Origin of the sequence: Amycolatopsis sp. CA-161197, assembly GCF_050942255.1 — a bacterium.
GTDB lineage: Bacteria > Actinomycetota > Actinomycetes > Mycobacteriales > Pseudonocardiaceae > Amycolatopsis.
Window position 1 is genome coordinate 7,178,891 of record NZ_CP192059.1, and the last position, 16,668, is coordinate 7,195,558.

19 protein-coding genes, 1 pseudogene and 1 riboswitch are annotated in these 16,668 nt (G+C 70.8%); of the genes and pseudogenes, 11 read left to right on the forward strand and 9 right to left on the reverse strand.

Features of this window, described 5'->3' with window-relative positions; genetic code table 11:
* Positions 1 to 24: 24 nt before the first annotated feature.
* Positions 25 to 165: pseudogene (locus tag ACQPXB_RS33770) on the forward strand (cupin domain-containing protein); the annotation flags it as partial.
* On the opposite strand, the gene ACQPXB_RS33775 reads toward ACQPXB_RS33770, so the two are convergent.
* The 3 genes from ACQPXB_RS33775 to ACQPXB_RS33785 all read right to left on the reverse strand — a co-directional run bounded on the left by ACQPXB_RS33775 (position 136) and on the right by ACQPXB_RS33785 (position 3,400).
* A complete protein-coding gene (locus ACQPXB_RS33775) occupies positions 136 to 531 on the reverse strand; it encodes a hypothetical protein (RefSeq protein ID WP_432845730.1) in 396 nt (131 codons plus the stop codon). The pseudogene ACQPXB_RS33770 and the gene ACQPXB_RS33775 overlap by 30 nt on opposite strands.
* A gap of 104 nt (positions 532 to 635) precedes the next feature.
* The gene (locus ACQPXB_RS33780) at positions 636 to 1,292 is read right to left on the reverse strand and encodes a (2Fe-2S)-binding protein (protein ID WP_432845731.1); all 657 of its coding nucleotides are present in this window, start codon (positions 1,290 to 1,292) and stop codon (positions 636 to 638) included.
* A gap of 107 nt (positions 1,293 to 1,399) precedes the next feature.
* Positions 1,400 to 1,495, reverse strand: a riboswitch (adenosylcobalamin (AdoCbl) riboswitch).
* Between the two features lie 39 nt (positions 1,496 to 1,534).
* On the reverse strand, positions 1,535 to 3,400 hold the full coding sequence (locus ACQPXB_RS33785; RefSeq protein WP_432845732.1) for an APC family permease: 1,866 nt from the start codon (positions 3,398 to 3,400) through the stop codon (positions 1,535 to 1,537).
* A gap of 244 nt (positions 3,401 to 3,644) precedes the next feature.
* Between ACQPXB_RS33785 and ACQPXB_RS33790 the strand changes: the two genes are divergently transcribed.
* Entirely contained in the window at positions 3,645 to 4,013 is a 369-nt protein-coding gene (locus tag ACQPXB_RS33790; protein ID WP_432845733.1) for a YybH family protein, read from the forward strand.
* A 90-nt stretch (positions 4,014 to 4,103) separates the two neighbouring features.
* Here the strand turns inward: ACQPXB_RS33790 and ACQPXB_RS33795 are convergent, their stop codons facing one another.
* From ACQPXB_RS33795 to ACQPXB_RS33805, 3 genes are all read right to left on the reverse strand, one after another.
* The gene (locus ACQPXB_RS33795) at positions 4,104 to 4,820 is read right to left on the reverse strand and encodes an SDR family NAD(P)-dependent oxidoreductase (protein WP_366582698.1); all 717 of its coding nucleotides are present in this window, start codon (positions 4,818 to 4,820) and stop codon (positions 4,104 to 4,106) included.
* 170 nt (positions 4,821 to 4,990) lie between these two features.
* On the reverse strand, positions 4,991 to 5,509 hold the full coding sequence (locus ACQPXB_RS33800; protein WP_432845734.1) for a DUF1269 domain-containing protein: 519 nt from the start codon (positions 5,507 to 5,509) through the stop codon (positions 4,991 to 4,993).
* A gap of 79 nt (positions 5,510 to 5,588) precedes the next feature.
* Positions 5,589 to 6,869 (reverse strand): hypothetical protein, encoded by a 1,281-nt coding sequence (locus ACQPXB_RS33805; protein ID WP_432845735.1) that lies wholly within the window; start codon positions 6,867 to 6,869, stop codon positions 5,589 to 5,591.
* 82 nt (positions 6,870 to 6,951) lie between these two features.
* Between ACQPXB_RS33805 and ACQPXB_RS33810 the strand changes: the two genes are divergently transcribed.
* The 4 genes from ACQPXB_RS33810 (at position 6,952) to ACQPXB_RS33825 (ending at position 10,896) form a co-directional block, all read left to right on the forward strand.
* Entirely contained in the window at positions 6,952 to 8,583 is a 1,632-nt protein-coding gene (locus tag ACQPXB_RS33810) for a CotH kinase family protein (protein WP_432845736.1), read from the forward strand.
* A 73-nt stretch (positions 8,584 to 8,656) separates the two neighbouring features.
* Positions 8,657 to 8,902 carry a hypothetical protein gene (locus ACQPXB_RS33815; RefSeq protein WP_432845737.1) on the forward strand — a complete coding sequence of 82 codons (246 nt, stop codon included), beginning with the start codon at positions 8,657 to 8,659 and terminating at the stop codon, positions 8,900 to 8,902.
* 181 nt (positions 8,903 to 9,083) lie between these two features.
* Positions 9,084 to 10,304 carry a phosphodiester glycosidase family protein gene (locus ACQPXB_RS33820; RefSeq protein WP_432845738.1) on the forward strand — a complete coding sequence of 407 codons (1,221 nt, stop codon included), beginning with the start codon at positions 9,084 to 9,086 and terminating at the stop codon, positions 10,302 to 10,304.
* Between the two features lie 154 nt (positions 10,305 to 10,458).
* A complete protein-coding gene (locus ACQPXB_RS33825) occupies positions 10,459 to 10,896 on the forward strand; it encodes a VOC family protein (protein ID WP_432845739.1) in 438 nt (145 codons plus the stop codon).
* Between the two features lie 52 nt (positions 10,897 to 10,948).
* On the opposite strand, the gene ACQPXB_RS33830 is transcribed toward ACQPXB_RS33825, so the two are convergent.
* Both ACQPXB_RS33830 and ACQPXB_RS33835 read right to left on the reverse strand, forming a co-directional pair.
* Positions 10,949 to 11,368, reverse strand: a complete 420-nt coding sequence (locus ACQPXB_RS33830) for a hypothetical protein (protein ID WP_432845740.1) — start codon at positions 11,366 to 11,368, stop codon at positions 10,949 to 10,951.
* Between the two features lie 557 nt (positions 11,369 to 11,925).
* Entirely contained in the window at positions 11,926 to 12,390 is a 465-nt protein-coding gene (locus ACQPXB_RS33835; RefSeq protein ID WP_432845741.1) for a cupin domain-containing protein, read from the reverse strand.
* A gap of 84 nt (positions 12,391 to 12,474) precedes the next feature.
* Here ACQPXB_RS33835 and ACQPXB_RS33840 point away from each other — a divergent pair, with 84 nt between their 5' ends.
* The 3 genes from ACQPXB_RS33840 to ACQPXB_RS33850 are packed head-to-tail and all read left to right on the forward strand — an operon-like array spanning position 12,475 to position 13,903.
* The gene (locus ACQPXB_RS33840) at positions 12,475 to 13,044 is read left to right on the forward strand and encodes a TetR/AcrR family transcriptional regulator (protein ID WP_432845742.1); all 570 of its coding nucleotides are present in this window, start codon (positions 12,475 to 12,477) and stop codon (positions 13,042 to 13,044) included.
* Between the two features lie 46 nt (positions 13,045 to 13,090).
* Entirely contained in the window at positions 13,091 to 13,555 is a 465-nt protein-coding gene (locus ACQPXB_RS33845) for a VOC family protein (protein ID WP_432845743.1), read from the forward strand.
* Between the two features lie 9 nt (positions 13,556 to 13,564).
* Positions 13,565 to 13,903: a hypothetical protein gene (locus ACQPXB_RS33850; protein ID WP_432845744.1), complete on the forward strand. Its 339-nt coding sequence runs from the start codon at positions 13,565 to 13,567 to the stop codon at positions 13,901 to 13,903.
* A gap of 29 nt (positions 13,904 to 13,932) precedes the next feature.
* Here ACQPXB_RS33850 and ACQPXB_RS33855 read toward each other — a convergent pair whose 3' ends face one another.
* On the reverse strand, positions 13,933 to 14,709 hold the full coding sequence (locus ACQPXB_RS33855) for an SDR family NAD(P)-dependent oxidoreductase (RefSeq protein WP_432856901.1): 777 nt from the start codon (positions 14,707 to 14,709) through the stop codon (positions 13,933 to 13,935).
* Positions 14,710 to 14,904: 195 nt separating this feature from the next.
* On the opposite strand from ACQPXB_RS33855, the gene ACQPXB_RS33860 reads away from it, so the two are divergent.
* Together ACQPXB_RS33860 and ACQPXB_RS33865 are read left to right on the forward strand one after the other, a co-directional pair.
* Complete coding sequence (locus ACQPXB_RS33860) at positions 14,905 to 15,597, forward strand: helix-turn-helix transcriptional regulator (RefSeq protein WP_432845745.1); 693 nt, start codon at positions 14,905 to 14,907, stop codon at positions 15,595 to 15,597.
* Positions 15,598 to 15,672: 75 nt separating this feature from the next.
* Positions 15,673 to 16,497: a PaaX family transcriptional regulator gene (locus ACQPXB_RS33865; RefSeq protein WP_366582685.1), complete on the forward strand. Its 825-nt coding sequence runs from the start codon at positions 15,673 to 15,675 to the stop codon at positions 16,495 to 16,497.
* Positions 16,498 to 16,668 lie beyond the last annotated feature (171 nt).

Here is a 16,668-nt window from a genome sequence, read left to right on the forward strand (position 1 = left end):
ACCGCCGGCTGTGCGTCGAGCACCCCGTTCGTGCCGCACCGGGAGGAGAACCCGGACCCGGAGAACGAAGCCGTCGTGGTGATCGCCCGCACGACACAGGAGGCCATCGTGGTCAACCTGGCCGAGCTCGACTGGTCACGGGTGCGGATCGGCGAACCACACTGACAACGCGAACGCGGTGGTTCCCGCCGCGCTGTTGACCACGAGTGCGATGGCGGCGATCAGCCGCTCGTTCTCGGCGCGCAGGTAGAGGTAATCGGCGGTGCTGACCAAGAAATCGCCTTGACGGGTGACCATGAGGTAGCCGTGAGGAGTGACCTCGGGTACGCCGTAGGGCACTCGCGGCGCGGCGAGCACGGCGACGACGGCACCACCGGCGATCACGGCCAGAGCTCCCCACCGCAGCAGGGCGGGGAGCTTCCGCCAGAGGTGGCGGGCCATCGTCGAGGCAGGCACCTCCGGACGGTTCAGCGCGAGTTTCGCGGCGGCGATCCCGACCACCACGAAGATCCCGGCAACGGCCGCGAACAACTCTGCTGCGGCAGGTGCGGCGCTCCGGGCGTCAGCGAATCGACGACACCGACGACACCGACGACCGCCGCGAGGCCGCACCACAGCGCGATCACCCGCACGGGTCAGGCCAGGACACAGTCGCCGCATTTCGGGCCGTCGTGGTTCGGCGCGGCGCGGTAGATGAGGCAGCAGCTGCGGCGGCGGAAGCGGCCGTCCTCGTGGATGGCGGTGTCGGCGAGGACCGGCAGGGCTTCCAGGCGGTCGCGGAAGCGGTGGATGTCGTCCGTCCACTCGGGACGTTCTCGGCGGAGCATCGTGACGGCGCCGTTGAGGGCGGAGGCGACGTTGCCGCGGCGGATGGTCGCCGAGAGCGAGAACCCGGCGAGAGCCTGGTGCAGCCGGCGCAACGGTCCACTCAGGACCCGGTGGTCGAAGAGCGCGACCAGGTCGTCGTCCACAGCATCGGTTTCGGGCAGCGAAAGCGGAACCGCGCCGCCGGTCGTTGGCTGCCACCAAGCGGTGGAGAAGTCGGGGACGACGCCGGCGCCCACGGCGAGTGCGAGGGCGGGCGACAGGAGGCGCGCCGCGAGGCCCAGGTGGGTCACGGAAGCGGCGACCCGGAGCTCCACGTCGCCACCCCCGGCGGCGAGCACGGCGCGGACCTGCGTCACGCGCTCGCGCAGCACGGGTCCGTCGTCGAGGACTTCGGAGAGCGGACGCCACGGCGCGGCGGGCTCGTCGCCCACGGCGTGCGTGTCGAAAGCGAAGAACGGGTTCACACCGCGACGGCGACCGGCAGGCAGATGGAGGCCGAGGGACAGGAGGTGTTCAGCCTGGCCATGTCCGGTTCTCCTTCGGGATGACGCGTCCCTTGCGGGTGGAACAGGTGACGGCTCCTCGACCTGACTCGCCCACCGGGTACACGATGGGCTCACAGTGGCGCGACCGTGCCGGACTCTCACCGGCTTCTCGAAGCCGTCACGCGGCCAGAACGGTACGGCGGCGTCGGCGGGCCCGTCAATCACCTGGCACCGCGGCGGACTTTGGTTCGTCCCTCGTTGCCCGGTTCGGGCCGCTGCCCGAGACGGAAACGCATCCGGCAGACCACCGCGTCGGCGCGGCGGCGCAGGGCGCGGGCGAGCACGGCGCCGCGGCGGTTCTGCAGGATGCGCTGCCACGGGTGGTCCGGCTCGACTTCCGCGATGAGGACGAAGACGTGGCAGCCGGAGTGGCCGCGCAGGTGCTCGACGAGGGGCTCGCCCAGCCGCCGGCGTTCGTCGTACAGCTGCACGAGCGGCACGCCGGGGTGCCAGAGGTCCCAGGACGCCACGAACTCCCGCGCCGCGGCCTCCTCGCCCGGGTGGGTCACGTGGACGGCTTCGACGCGCTCGCCCAGCGAAAGGGCGGCGGCGAGCGCGTCGCGCGTCAGGCGGGACACCGTGTGCACGGGCACGACGACCAGTGACCGGTTCGGTCGCGGCGGGGGCGGGGTGCGCCCGAGCCCGAGCCGGTCGCCGATGCGACGGTAACTGCGGTGCACCCACTCCATGCCCGCGACGAGCAGCGGCAGGGCGACGACGATGAGCCAGCCGCCTTCGCCGAACTTCGTCGCGGTGACCACGATCGCGGCGATGCCGGTGAGCAGCGCGCCGAACCCGTTGAGGACGGCTTTGCCGTGCCAGCGTGGCGGGCGAATGCGCAACCAGTGCCGCACCATGCCGATCTGCGAGAGGGTGAAGCCGACGAAGACGCCGATCGCGAACAGCGGGACGAGGGTGTTCGTGTCGCCGTTCGCGACGACGAGCAGCAGCGCCGAGGTGATCGCCAGGAAGCCGACGCCGTAGCGGTAGACCTGGCGTTCGGCGCGCAGCGCGAAGACGTGGGGCAGGTTGTTGTGCTTCGCGAGCAGCTGGGCCAGCACCGGCAGCCCGCCGAACGACGTGTTGGCGGCCAACGCGAGCAACACCACGGTGGAGAACTGCACCAGGTAGAACCCGAACCCGTTGCCGAGCGACGCGGTGGTGACCTGCGAGAGCACGGTGACGCCGTCGACGGGGTGGATGGCGAACTTCCCGATCAGCACCGCGATCCCGATGAGCATGACGGCCAGCAGCACGCCGAGCGCGATCTCGGCCCGCTGGGCCCGGCGCACCCGCGGCCGGCGGAACGACGGCACGGCGTTGGCGATCGCCTCCACGCCGGTGAGCGCGGCGCAGCCGTTGGCGAACGCCTTGAGCAGCAACAGGATCCCGATGGTCTGCAGGCTGACCCCGGGCGCCGGCGCGGCGACGGCCGCGGCGGGCCCCGTGCGGACCAGGCCGACCACGACGACCGTGAGGATCGACCCGACGAACACCGCCGTGGGCACGATGAACGCTCGCGCGCTCTCCGCGATTCCGCGCAGGTTCACGCCCGTCACCAGCGCCAGCACCCCGAGGCACAGCCACAGCGTGTAGGGCAGCAGCGCGGGCACGGCGGACGTCAGGGCCGCCACGCCGGCGGCCACGGACACCGCGACGTTGAGTACGTAGTCGACGATCAGCGACGCGGCCGCGACCAGCGACGCCCGGCGGCCGAGGTGGACCCGGCTCACGCCGTACGCGCCGCCGCCGTCCGGGAACGCGGCGATCACCTGCCGGTACGACAGCGTCAGGACCCCGAGCAGCAGCGCGATCGCGAGCGTGACCGGCAGCGTGAACCCCAGCCCGCTCCCGCCCGCGACGGCCAGCACGATCACGATCGCTTCGGGGCCGTACGCCACCGACGCCATCGCGTCCAGGGACAGGGCGGCCAGCCCGCCGACGACGGAAAGCCGGTGCCGCTCACCACCACTTTCGGCGGCGTCGCCGGTCTCGCTGCTGTCGCTGGCGGGAAGCGTCGTAGTCACACCGCACAGATTGGGATTCACCCGTCCGGGCGGTGCTCGTCGTTGACGTTTCCTTGACGGTCCTTTCCACCAAGTGAACGGGCACCTGATGCGTGGCCGCCCACGGTGTTCAGCGGCCCCTCGGCCGCTGGGAGTCTGCGCCTCGATGGTGAGTGGCTCTCCCTCCTGGAGAAAGGGCCGCCGGCCCGGTATTCGTGGAGAGGGACAACCGGTCTGCTACTTGAGCGAATCTGCCGAGGTCAAGATGGACTACCGAACGGTCATCACCCGGGTTCTCGACGGCTGGAAGGACGGCGTCGACGCGCACCGACCTGACGAGGTCGCGAACTACTTCACCGAAGACGCCCTCTTCCAGGGCGCGCACCCCGGCTATTCCGTCGGGCGGAAAGGCGTCGAGGAATACTACGAAGAACAGCCCGTCGGATTGACGGTCGTTTACGAGATCCGGGAAATCCGCCCCCTCGCCCAGGGCGTGCTTTCCGCCTACGTCGATCCGGTGTTCACCCGCCCCGACGGCACCGAGCTCCCGTTTCACCTGACCGTGATCCTGCTCCAGCAGGCCGGGGGCGACTGGTTGATCAGCCACTACCACGTGTCCAGGATCGTGGAATGACGGTCGGGGACATCTGTCCCTTGTGGATTCGAAGAGAACGCCCCGGGGCCGCGGACGAACGAATGTCCGCGGCCCCGGTTGCGGCGTCGGTCAGTGACCCGCGCTCTGGCCGCCGTTGACGTTGAGGATCTCACCGGTGACGAACGACGCGTTTTCCAGGTACAGCACGCCTTCGACGATGTCGCTGACCTCGCCCATGCGGCCCAGCGGGTGCAGGCCGGCGCGCTCGGCGTAGGTCTCGGGCGGGTTCAGCGCCGTCTTGTGGATCCCCGGGGCGACGGCGTTGACGCGGATCCCGCGCCCCGCGTATTCCACGGCCAGGGACTTCGTCACCGCCTGCAGGCCGCCCTTGGTCAGCATGGACACCGACGCCGGCACCACCGCCACCGGGTGGTCCACGAAGCTGGTCGTGATCTGCACGATGTGCCCGCCGCCCTGTTCGAGCATGTGCGGCAGCACCTTGCTGGTGACGGCGAACCAGCCGCCCAGGTTCACCGACACCAGCCACTGGAAGTCCTCGGCCGTGAACTCGGTGAACGGCTTCGCCGCGAACACCCCGGCGTTGTTGATCAGCGTGTCGATCCGGCCGAACCGCTCGATCGCCGCGGCCACGACCCGCTCCGACGTCGCCGGGTCGGTGAGGTCACCCGCCACCGCCACCACGCCGGCGTCACCGGACTCCTCGACCGAGCGCGCCGTGGCGACCACCGCGTAGCCCAGCTTGCGGTACCCCTCCACGATCCCCGCACCGAACCCCTGCGACGCGCCGGTGACCACGGCCACCTTCTGCCCGCTGTTGCTGCCCATCATTTCCGTCCTCAGGTAGTAGACCGGTTGTCTACGACCAGGACTACGCCGCGCCCGCGGGCCCGGCCAGAAGACAAAAACACCCACCAGCGAGGCGGAAGCTCCCACGGCAGCGGCAACCGGCCGGCGACCCGGATCCCGTCCGGGCGGCCGGCCCGTGTGGACGGTCGTTACTCCTTGCCCTTCACCGCGGAGGCCGCTGCCGTCACCTGCTCGGCGCTTTCGCCGTCGACCTTTTCCTTCGTGACTTTCGCCGCGTGCAGCAGGGCCTTGTCGACCTCGACGACCCAGCGTTCCTCGAAGAGCGCGACGATCCCCGAGCTGTCCGGTGGCAGCGTGTCCTCCACCTCGGCTTTGATCGCCTTCTTCTCCGCGTGCGACAGCAGCCCGCCGACCCCGCCGCCGAGGCCGGCACCCACCAGCGCGCCGGCGAGCAGCGACGGCGGGAAGATCAAGCCGACGACCGCGCCGCCGACGGCGCCCCACGTGGCGCCCTTGCGGGTGGTGTGAAAGTCGTCGTCGACGTGGATCTTGCCGTCGCCGTGGCGGCTGACGAGGATCAGGCCCTTGACCTTGATCACGTCCTCGTGGGCCAGCTGCTTGAGCGCGGCCCAGTCACCGCGGGCCGCGTCCGGGTCCGAGTAGGCGGCGATGTACAGGTCGACAGGCGCGTCGTTGTGCGAGGCCATGGCCGGTCTCCTCCCGAGTTGCTCGGCCGCGAGCATGCCGTCATCCGGCCGCCCGGCACCTCACCCGCACCGGGTGGGATCACGAAGGCGCCGGCGAAACCGGTTTCGCCGCCGCGCGTTCTTCGGCGGCGTAGGCCTCGGCTTCGGCGTTCGCGCGGTAGTCGGCGGTCTCGCGCTGCAGCCGCCGGCGCACCACGGGCTGCTGCGCCAGCGCGATCGCGAACACCGTCAGCAGCACCCACATCACGACGCAGCTCAGCACGATCGCGATCGCCGGCAGCACGACCGCGTCCAGCCGTTCCGTCAGCGCCCGCGCGGCCAGCACGCGCCAGACGAGCATGAAGTTGACCAGGTAGCCGACGGCGGACGCCACGCCGAGCGCGATCAGGAACTGCTTGAGCGTGCCCGTTTTGCGGCGCTTCAACAGGGGTTCGTCGCGGTTCGGCAGCGCGATCGAGAGCACGTTGCCCACGCCGAGCCACAGCAGGATGAAACACACCACCAGCGTGCACGCGCGCGCGAACGCCCCGAACTCCCCGGCGCGCCAGGCCAGCAGGGCGCTGAGCGCGAACCCGATCGGCGCGACGATGCACACCAGCGCCAGGTTCTTGATCACCAGCACGTGCCACAGGCGCGCCCCGGTGTCCAGCGCCGCCCGCACGCGCATGGCGTCGAAGCTCATCGCGTTGACGCAGACGGCGCCGCCCATCACGTACGAGATCGTCCACAACCCCAGGTACGGCAGCCATTTCTGGTCCTCGTCCCACCGGAACAGCCGCAGGTACCCCAGGTACAGCAGGCCCAGGCCGAACGCGACCCCCAGCGCCCGGACGGATTTGCGCGGCTTGCGCGTGAGCACGTACCGGATCTCGCCGACGAGCCCGTGCGCGAGCGCCGGTCCGTGGCGGCTCACGGGGTTGCTGCCGTGCAGCGGCACGTGCCCGTCGACGGCCACCGCGTCCGGCTCGTCCTCCCCCGCCCGGATGCGCGCCAGCCGCGCCTCCAGCACGGCCCGCGCGGCGTCGGTCAACGCCATCCGCGCGATCGCGACGGCGGCCACCCCGTCGCGTTCGGCCTGCGCGGCGTCCTGGTGTGTCACCGTTCCGGGTGTCGGGACCCCCGCTTGGTCTTCCTGCGGGTCGGCGTCAACGTGGTACTGCCTCAGCCGCGCCCATTCCGGCGACAGCCGCGCGGGATCGACGTCGCGGCGCATCTCCTGCCGCTGTTCCTCCGAGGCCGCGCGTGCTTTGCCGATCATGCGGCGCACGTCGTCCTCGTCCTTCCACTTCGCCGCCATCGCGTTCTTCTCGGCCGCCGCCGCGCGCTGGACCAGCTCCACGAGATCGTCGACCGCTGCCATACCCCAATCGTAGGAGCGGTGGACAGACCAGTACAGAGGCGCTTTTCCAGCCGTACACTCCAGGGGTCGCGGAGGTGGGACGATGAGCGTTCAGGAGCAGCAGGCACTCGATTCCCTGTACGAAATCGACAACGTGCTCACGGTCGACATCACCATGCCCCAGTCCGACTGGGACGCGGTGCGCACCGAGGAGCCGGCTGGCGGGCGGTGCAACTTCGACTGGACCGGCGGCAGCCGCTTCACCTGGCGGAAGGCGACTTCCGTCGAGATCTCCGGGACGCGGTTCCCGGCGCGGACGTCGTTCGCCGAGGTGGGGATCAAGAAGAAGTCGTTCTGCGGTTCGTTCGACAATGACAAACCGTGCCTGCACATCGATTTCGGGAAGTTCCGCGACGCCAACAAACCGCTGATCGCGAATCTCATCGGCTCCCGGTACCTGACGCTCAACAACTCCGTGCAGGATTCCTCTTTCCTGCGCCAGCCGCTCGGCTACAAGCTGTTCGAGCTCGCCGGGCTGCCGCATTCCCGCTGCAATTTCGCGCGCGTCCGCGTGAACGGCACCCTCGTCGGCCAGGTCGCGCCCGGCGTCTTCGTGAGCGCCGAACCGATCATGCCGCGCTACATCGAGCGCAATTTCGGGAACATGAAAGGAAATCTGTACGAGCTGGAGCACAAGGACGACTTCACCGACGCCCGGTTCGACTTCATCGGCGTGGAGGACCTTTCGGAGTTCGAGAACAAGGCCGACCTGCGCCTGGCCATCGACCACGTCGCCGCCCACGGCCTGAGCGGGGCCGCCGAAGTGTTCGACCTCGACCAGTTCGTGAAGCTGTTCGCGATGGAGTTCTTCCTCAAGCACTGGGACGGCTACACCGGCAACACGAACAACACCTACGCCTACAACGACGTCAAGGCCGTCGCCGCGCCCGGCGTGGGCAACGTGAAGTTCAAGCTCATCCCGTGGGGCGTCGACCAGACTTTCCAGCCCTCGCGCCACTTCACGGTCCGCACGAGCGGCCTGCTGGCCCGCCTCGTCCACGACGACGCCGGCCGCCGTGCCCAGCTGCTGGACCAGATCCGCACCTACCGCGACACGGTCTTCGGCCGGAAAACCCAGCAGGAAGTGCTGACCCCGCTGCTGGAACGCATGGGCGCCGTCCTGACGAACCTCGGCGTGCCTGACGTGGCGGCCCAGCTCATCGCCGTCCGCAAGCAACTGCGCCTCGCCACCTCCGCCGGCTACCTCTGCGCGGGCCTGCCCGGCCCCGACGGCGCCTACGTCCGCGAAGACGCCGCCAACGACTGCCTCCACGCGAGCACCGAACCCGTCCCCGGCGCGCCCTCGAACTTCGAGGTCGTCCACCGCCCCCGCCCGGCCGGCGTCGAGGACGCCGACCTGTGGTCCTTCGGCCTCCTCGGCGCCGGCACCTCCCTGACCGCCAAGGCCACCGGCCGCCCCCTCCACGCGAGCGCCACGACCACACCGCTGGGCCACCAGCTGCTCTGCACGTGCGCCACCGACAACTCCGACCACGCCGACGAGTTCACCCTCACCGCCCTCGACCCCGTCGGCAACCCGACCAGCTTCAGTGGCTTCTTCACCCTCACCAGCGTCCGCACCGGCCAGGGCGTGGCCTTCGGCGCCGATCCGACGCCGGGCGGGAGTCCGCGGGTGTACCAGGATCCGGCGCCGTCGAGGCTGTACTTCACCTGAGAGCGCCTCGCCAGGTTGGAGACTTCCGGAAAGTGAACCACCGACGTCGAGGAGATCCGGGACGCTTTCCACAATGGACGAACTCGGGCCCGTGGCGGAACCCGGGCAGAAGTACGCGTCGACCTGTCTCGCGCCGGGCGCGGTGTTCGCGATGACGTGGCACGGCGGCAGCTACGCCGCCTATGTCGACGCGCGTGTGGCGTTCCGCCAGTACTGCTGCCCGTCGTGCTGGACGGCGCTGTATTCGGGCGTCGTCCCGGCGGACCACCTGCACACGCCGGCGGCACTCGGCCATCGCGCCACGGCGGCGGCCGGCTGAGTTCCGCGGTCAGTGCCAGTGAAGAAGCCCAGGCCCCTCGGCCTGGGCTTCTCGCTTGCCCGCCGGACTCGAACCAGGAGCCCCCCTGGTGTTCATGCCGGGTTCACGGCCACGGACGGACGGAGTCACCACCGGCGGCAAGAGTGGGCGGGCTCCCGTTCCGGCAAGAAAGGACCCGCCCATGAGACTGCGCAGAACGTTGGTGGCGCTGACGCTGACCGCCGCGGCCGCGACGACGCTGACCGCGCCGGCGATCGCGGACCCGGCGCTCGACGTGACCGGCAGCCAGCAGGTCGCGCCCGGTGTCCGGCTTTCGTCTTTCACGACCGCTTCGGCGAGTGCCGCGACCATCCAGGGTGAGCTGCTGACCGTCGACCTGCGCAACCCGCGCGTCTCGGTGGACCTGCTGCACCCGCCGGCGGTGGCGCAGGCCCAGACGGTGTCGCAGATGGCGAACGCGCAGGGCGCGGTGGCCGGCGTGAACGGCGACTTCTTCAACAACACCGAGGCCCAGCACCCCGGCGTCGCCTTCACCGACTCCTCCGACGGCCCCGAGATCGCCGACCGGCGCGTGCTCAAGGCCGCCGTCCCGAACGGGCAGCGGTTCGGGCCCGGGATGCCGCCGGGGGTCACGACGGAGGCCGTGCTCGGCGTCGGCGTCGACCGGGTGGCGCGGCTGGGCTCGGCGCACCTGGAGGGCAGCGTCCGCATCAAGTCGGCCACGTACTCGCTCGGCGGCCTGAACCAGTACGCGATCCCGGTCGGCGGCATCGGCGCCTACACCAGCGCGTGGGGCGCGACGTCCCGCGCCCGCTCGGTCTGCGGCACCGACACCAGCCGCGGCGCCGCGTGCAGCACGGACACGACCGAGGTGACGCTCAGGCACGACCGGGTCGTCGCGGTCGGCGGTACCGTCGGCGCCGGCGCGATCGCGCGCGACGAGACCGTGCTGGTCGGGCGTGAAGGCGGCGCGGACGCGCTGCGGACGCTCCAGGTCGGCCAGCACGTCACGACGCAGTACGCCCTCTCGACCGGGCACGGCGTCCCGTTCCGCTTCGCGATCGGCGGCTTCCCGATCCTGCGCGACGGCACCGTGGTCGCCGGCCAGGACGCCAAGACCGCCGCGGTCCGCACCGGCGCCGGTTTCAGCGCCGACGGCCACACGCTGTACCTCGTCGCGGTGCAGGCGAAACCCGGCACCAGCGGCGGCATGACCATCCCCGAGGTCGCCCAGCTCCTGCAGCAGGCCGGCGCCGCCAACGCCGTCAACCTCGACGGCGGCGGTTCGACCTCACTCGTGGCCCGCGACCCCGGCGCGAACACCGTCACGGTCCGCAACCACCCGACCGACGCCGCGGGCGAGCGTTCGGTCGCGAACGGGATCGGGGTCTTCGTCCGCTGACGCTCGCCAGGCCCGGCTGCCTGCGCAGCCGGGCCTTCGCGTCAGATGAGAGGATCGTGACGGCGGTCACAGCCGGCCGATGTCGGAGCCGCGCCGCGGGCTCCGTCCCAGGGGCACGAGCGGCCACGAGGGCCGCGCGACACGGGAGGCAACCATGACGATCCGCCGATTCGACCACACCGGCTTCGTGGTCGAGGACCTCGCGGCCGCCGTCGCGTTCTTCGTCGAACTGGGGATGGAGCTGGAGGGCGAGACCAAGGTCGAGGGCGAATGGGTGAACCAGCTCGTCGGCCTCGACGACGTCAGGGCCGACCTCGCCTTCCTGCGCGTCCCGGACGGCGGCGGCCGGATCGAGCTGTCGGCGTTCCGCTCGCCGCTGCCCACCGCGCCCGCGCCGCGCGCTCCGGTCAACGTCCCGGGCATCCCCCGCCTCACCTTCGTCATCGACTCCGTCGACGACACCCTCGACCGCCTGCGCGCCCACGGCGCCGAGCTCGTCGGCGAGGTCGCGCGGTACGAGGACTACTGCCGCTACTGCTACGTCCGCGGTCCGGCGGGTGTGATCATCGGACTGGTCGAGGAACTGGGCTGACGCCCTTTCCGGATGCGTTCGCGCAGGCCCGGCGCGCGGACGCATCCGCGGTTCAGCGCACCCCGAGCAACGCCGCGATCCTCGGCGCCTCGGCGCTCCTGAACCGCACCTCCACGCGACCGCTGCGATCGGCGTGGAAAGTGGCCGGCTCGTACCCCAGCACCAGCCGCCGCTCCCCCACCCGGACGGTCACGCCGAAGGGCCGCCCCTCGCGCAGCGGCACGTCGAGGTGCCTGCCCTTCTGCTCACCGCCGGTGAGCCACACCAGCAACCGCCGCCGCGTCACCACGAGTGCGCCCGCCGTCGAGTCGACCGCCCCGAACCGCCACACCCCCGGCGCCCGATAACCGTGGTAGCGCACGGATCCGGTGAGCCCTTCGGCCAGGTACACGACTCCCTCGCCCTGCACCTCGGCCCGCACCGCCCCGGGCAGCCGGCCGGATCCGAGCAGGGCCCGCGCGAAGAAGTTCACGCTCCCACGGTAAGCACGCCGCGCGCGCCCGCGAGGGCACTTTCACCGCCCTGACAGTCGACTCGTCACACATCGCGGCCGGCGGGTACGCCGAGCGGCGTCCGCTGGAGAATCCGGCCACGGTGTGCTGCCTTGAGCCCCGCCGCAAATCTGCCGCGCGCCGAGCCGGTGCATGAGGTCGCCGATCACCCAGCGCACCGGGGATGCTGAAGGGCATGCGCAGGTAGGCACTCAGCACGTTGACGATCGTTTGCCGTTGGCTCGGGTTGTTCTGGTTGAGGCGTTCCAACGCAGAAAGACCGGCAAGACGCACCGGAGCTTTGTCCGAGCCGAGTTGCGCAGCCGCCGTGGTGTACAGCTCGGTGATCCGGCGCGCGTCCGCGTCGGCCTCGGTCGCGTCGGTGACCCGCTTCTGCTGCTCCTGGTCACGGTCCTGCTGCCGCAAGCCGAGCTCGGCGTGCCTGAGAGCGATCTCGGTGGCCCGCTGTCGGCGGGCGGCGAGGAGCGGCGCCTCGTACTGCTTCCCGCCTTTGCCGGCCGTCAACAAATCCGCCCCACTACGCCGGTTCCTCATACCGGATCTCGTACCTCGCCGCGATCGGGTTGACCTTCCGTGGATCCAGCGCCCCGTCGGTCAGTACCGAGGGGCCGGCTTCGAACAGGTCCTCCAGGTAGCACTCCCAGCCGCCCGGGGAGGAGATCTGCAGGACGCGCGGTGGTGGTGCCGAGACGGCGCGCAGCGCGTGCGGGATTCCGTGCGGCAGCAGGACGAACGTGCCCTTGGTCGCGGTGAGGTGGCGGTCGTCGAAGTCGACGCCGAGTTCGCCGTCGAGCACGTAGATGCACTCGTCGGCGGCGTGGTGGGTGTGCCGGGGGATGTCGCGGGCGAGGACGACCTCCAGCAGTGAGAAGCGGCCTTCGGTGTCCCCGGTCAGCGCCTTGGCCGCGAACGCGGGCGGCAACGGCACGCGCCCGGGCCGGGCCTCGCCGGGTTCGAGCAGCAGGAAACGATCACCGGGCATGGCTGGTCAGCCCCCATCGTGTCATAATCGGAACCGGAGTCCTAATCCGTTTCTTCACCGAGTGTACGCACGGGAGGATCGCCGATGTCAAGCTCGCCGGCGCGCAAGCCGAGGGTCGACGCCAGCCGCAATCGAGCCCGCATCCTGGCGGCGGCCCGTACGCTGCTCGCCGAGCGCGGTGACGAGGTGCAGCTGCCCGAGATCGCCCGCGTGGCCGGGGTGGGCGTCGGCACCGTGTACCGCCACTTCCCCACCCAGGGCGACCTCATCGAGGCCGCGGCCGAACTGCGCTTCGCCGAGATCGAGGACTTCGCCCGCACCCGCCTGCTCCGCGCCGAGCCCGGGCACGCGCTGGCCGGCTACCTCCAGCACGTCGGCGAGGTGCTGGCCGCCGACCGCGGGCTGTCGGCGTCGCTCGAAGCCACGCGGCGGTCGGCGGGCAGCGAACCGCGGGGCGAGAGCCGGGCCCGGCTCGAGTCCGTCGTCGGAGAGCTCATCGAGCGCGACCGCGGAGCCGGCGCGCTCCGCGACGACTGCACCGTCGCGGACGTGTACATGATCGTCGGGTCGATCTCGGCGACCATCCGCAGCGAAGCGGGTGATTGGCGCCGTCTGCTCGACATCGTCGTCGACGGACTGCGCCCGCACCCCTGACGGAAAGCGCCTTCACCGGTCGTCGACCCTCGTTAGGGTGGCCGTCATGACGTCACGACCGGCTCCGGCCACCTTGGTAAGGCGCTTCGACCACGTCGGCATCACCGTCGCCGACCTCGACGCCGTGACCGCGTTCTTCGTCGGCCTCGGGCTGGAGGCCGACCCGAAGATGGCCGTCGAAGGCGAGTTCCTGGACACGGTGATCGGCATGACGGGCGCCCGCACCGAGATCGTCATGCTGCGAGCGCCGGGCGGAGGGACGACCTTGGAGCTCTCGAGCTTCACGCGGCCGGACCACCTGCCGGGTTCACCCGCCGCGCCGGCCAACGAGCTGGGCCTGCGCAACGTCGCCTTCGAGGTGCAGGACCTCAACGCCGCAGTCGACCACGCCGCGGCCGCCGGCTACGGCCTCGTGGGCGGCGTCGCCGAATACGAAGGCGTGTGGCGGATGGCCTACGTCCGCGGGCCCGAAGGAATCATCGTCTCGTTGGCCGAGCACATCGAGAAGTAGGGAGACCTCATGAGCACGACCGTGACCGACGAACAAATCCAGGCCCTGGCCGCGACCGCGAAGCCCTACAGCGTGGCGCTCCTCCGGTGGGGACCGGAGCGGACCACCGCCGGCGCGGACGCCATCGAACTCGAACACCAGCGACGGATGGTGTCGCTGCGCGCCGACGGAGTGATCGCGATCCTGTGCCCGGTCGCCTCCGACACCGTGGCCGGCGTCGCGATCATGACCGTGCCGGCCGAAGAAGCCGCGCGGATCATGGCCGAAGACCCCTGCGTGCGGGCCGGGATGATGCACTACGAGGTCCACCCGTGCCACGGATTCCCCGGAGACGCCCTGCCCGCGTGAACGATCCGGCGTACCCGTGGCAGTACCGGTCACGAACCGTGGGCCATCCGCGAAACGTCGTCCCACTTCTCCCAGCCTTCGAGGCGGTGCGCGTACTCAGCGCGCACCTCGTCCAAGCCTCCGACGCCGAACAGGACCCGCAGCGGCGGCTCTTCGGCGTCGACGAGTTCCAGCACGGCCCGGCCGGTGGCCGTGACGTCGCCGGGGACGATGTGCGCGGCGCCGGCGAAGAGGGACTGGCGGGCATGGGCATAGGCGGCGTCCTCGCGGGCTTGGGGTGAGGAGCTCATCAGTCCCGAGGGGAAGACGATCGGCTCGATGAGCGTCACCTTGATGTTGTAGGGCGCGACCTCCGCCGCAAGCGATTGGCTCACGCCCTCCAGCGCCCACTTCGACGCGTGGTACAGCCCGAGCGCCGGGTACGCGACAACCCCGCCGAGCGAGGAAACCTGGAGAATGCGTCCACCCCCTCGGGCACGCATGCCCGGCAGGACGGCCCGGGTGGTCCACAGTGGACCGAAGTAGTTCGTGTCCATCTGGGCGCGGGCCTGCTCGTCGGTGACTTCTTCCACGGCGCCGATGAGCATGTGGCCGGCGTTGTTCACCAGCACATCGATGCCACCGAAGTGCGCCTCGGCCGCAGCCACGGCTTCCCGGACGGCCGTCGCGTCCTGGACGTCGAAGCCCAGTGGCAGCACCTGGTCGCCGTACTTGTCGACGAGCGGCTTGAGCGACGCGGCGTCCCGCGCCGTCGCCGCGAGCCGGTCGCCGCGCTCCAGAACGGCCTGCGCCCACGAAGCGCCCAGTCCGCGACGCCCCGGTCAGGAACCAGGTCCTCGTGTCGTGTTCGGTCATTACGTACTCCTCCGTCGTTGTGGGTGGGCGCTTCCGGCCCCTCACTCACCACTGTCCGATGCGGACGGACACCCAAGCAGAGCGAGCTCTTCCCGGGGACCGCCGATCCCTGGCTGACCGACGGTGCCCCGGGGGACACTGGGCCCATGGATTCCGGACCGCTCTCCCACTTCCTGCGGGTGCGCCGCGAAGCGCTCACCCCCGAAGAGCTCGGGATCAAGTCCACCACCCGGCGCCGCACCCCCGGCCTGCGCCGCGAAGAGGTCGCCACCCGCGCCGGCATCTCCACCGACTACTACACCCGCCTCGAACAAGCCCGCGCCCCACAACCAACCCCCTCGGTCCTACGCGGCCTGACCCGCGCACTACGCCTGACACTCGACGAACGCGACCACCTCTTCCGCCTCGCCGGCCACACCCCACCCGACCGGCTCCTCGCCGACGACCACGTCTCCCCGGTGCTCCTCGGCTTGCTCGACCGCCTCCACGACATGCCCGCCCAAGTCATGACCGACCTCGGCGAAGTCCTCGCACAAAACGCGCTCGCCACCGCCGTCTTCGGCGACCACACCCGGCGCGACGGACCCGACCGCAGCGCCGTCTACCGGTGGTTCACCTCAACCGACGCCCGCGCCGCCTACCCGCCCGAGGACCAGGCCCAGGAGTCCCGGATGCTGGCTGCCGACTTGCGCGCGGCCCTGGTGCGGCGAGGCGACGCGCGAGCCCGCGCACTGGTCGACACGCTGCTGCAGAACAGCCCGGAGTTCTCGCGCTGCTCGGGGTGCTCGGGGTGCTCGGCGCCAGCCAGGACCACTGACAGCCGACCGCTCCCCAAATAGGACGCTTATTCGACGATCGTCTTCAAAACGTTGCACATGCCATACTGAAGACGAGCTCGTTGACGGAGGTGGTCGGTGAAAGCCCGCTCTTTGATGTTCGACCTGTTCGGCGACTACCTGCGCTACCGGGGCGGGGAGGCCCGGCTGCGCCACCTGGTGGCCCTGATGGCGTGTTTCGACATCCCCGAACCCACGGTGCGGGTGGTCGCCACCCGCCTGCGCAAGGAAGGCTGGCTCACCAGCCGCCGCGAAGGCCGGGAGACGGTCTACGCGCTGAGCGAGACGGCCTGGCACATGCTCGACGAAGGGCGCGACCGCATCTTCGACCGCGTGCGCGGCCCGTGGGACGGGCAGTGGCACATGGTCATCTACTCCGTGCCCGAGTCCGAGCGCGCCCTGCGCGAGCAGCTGCGCAAGAAGCTGGCGTGGTTCGGCTTCGGCCCCCTGTCCTCGTCGGTGTGGCTGAGCCCGCACGACCGCGCGGACCAGGTGCGCGAGGCGTTCGCCGGCGAGCCGTCGGCGCGCCTGGACGTGTTCCGGTCGCAGTCCGGCGGCCCCGAGGAGGACCGCGACATCGCCGCGCGGGCCTGGGACCTCGCCGACCTCGACCGCGACTACGCCGCGTGGCTGGCCGACCTGCGTCCGCGCCTGCCGCGGTACCGCTCCGGAACGCTGCCGGGCGCCGAAGCGCTGGCCGAGCGCATGCGCCTGGTCTACGAGTACCGCCACTTCCCGTTCCGCGACCCGGACCTGCCGCCGGAGCTGCTGCCGGCGGGCTGGCACGGACGCCAGGCCCACGACGCCTTCCTCGAGGCCCACGGCCTGCTGCGGCGGGCGGCCGAGGCATACGTCGACGAACTCATCGAGCAGGACGCGCCGGCGTCGGAGAAGGCGGGCTGACTCGGCAACCTATGCCACTTTGTAGACGGACGTCTTCAGAGTGTTGTACGTTTGAGGCACAGCGCGCCGCCGCGGAGGCGTGCGTGATCGACGTGGAGCACTCGTCGCGGCATCGGCCGGTAGCTCAGCGACCACGGCGACGCCACCGCGACGACCCCGTCACGAAGGAGG

Coding starts and splice junctions, on each gene's coding strand:
- ACQPXB_RS33790 (WP_432845733.1), top strand. CDS start 3,645: ATGGACTACCGAACGGTCATCACCCGGGTTCTCGACGGCTGGAAGGAC.
- ACQPXB_RS33795 (WP_366582698.1), bottom strand. CDS start 4,820: ATGGGCAGCAACAGCGGGCAGAAGGTGGCCGTGGTCACCGGCGCGTCG.
- ACQPXB_RS33800 (WP_432845734.1), bottom strand. CDS start 5,509: ATGGCCTCGCACAACGACGCGCCTGTCGACCTGTACATCGCCGCCTAC.
- ACQPXB_RS33805 (WP_432845735.1), bottom strand. CDS start 6,869: ATGGCAGCGGTCGACGATCTCGTGGAGCTGGTCCAGCGCGCGGCGGCG.
- ACQPXB_RS33810 (WP_432845736.1), top strand. CDS start 6,952: ATGAGCGTTCAGGAGCAGCAGGCACTCGATTCCCTGTACGAAATCGAC.
- ACQPXB_RS33815 (WP_432845737.1), top strand. CDS start 8,657: ATGGACGAACTCGGGCCCGTGGCGGAACCCGGGCAGAAGTACGCGTCG.
- ACQPXB_RS33820 (WP_432845738.1), top strand. CDS start 9,084: ATGAGACTGCGCAGAACGTTGGTGGCGCTGACGCTGACCGCCGCGGCC.
- ACQPXB_RS33825 (WP_432845739.1), top strand. CDS start 10,459: ATGACGATCCGCCGATTCGACCACACCGGCTTCGTGGTCGAGGACCTC.
- ACQPXB_RS33835 (WP_432845741.1), bottom strand. CDS start 12,390: ATGCCCGGTGATCGTTTCCTGCTGCTCGAACCCGGCGAGGCCCGGCCC.
- ACQPXB_RS33840 (WP_432845742.1), top strand. CDS start 12,475: ATGTCAAGCTCGCCGGCGCGCAAGCCGAGGGTCGACGCCAGCCGCAAT.
- ACQPXB_RS33845 (WP_432845743.1), top strand. CDS start 13,091: ATGACGTCACGACCGGCTCCGGCCACCTTGGTAAGGCGCTTCGACCAC.
- ACQPXB_RS33850 (WP_432845744.1), top strand. CDS start 13,565: ATGAGCACGACCGTGACCGACGAACAAATCCAGGCCCTGGCCGCGACC.
- ACQPXB_RS33860 (WP_432845745.1), top strand. CDS start 14,905: ATGGATTCCGGACCGCTCTCCCACTTCCTGCGGGTGCGCCGCGAAGCG.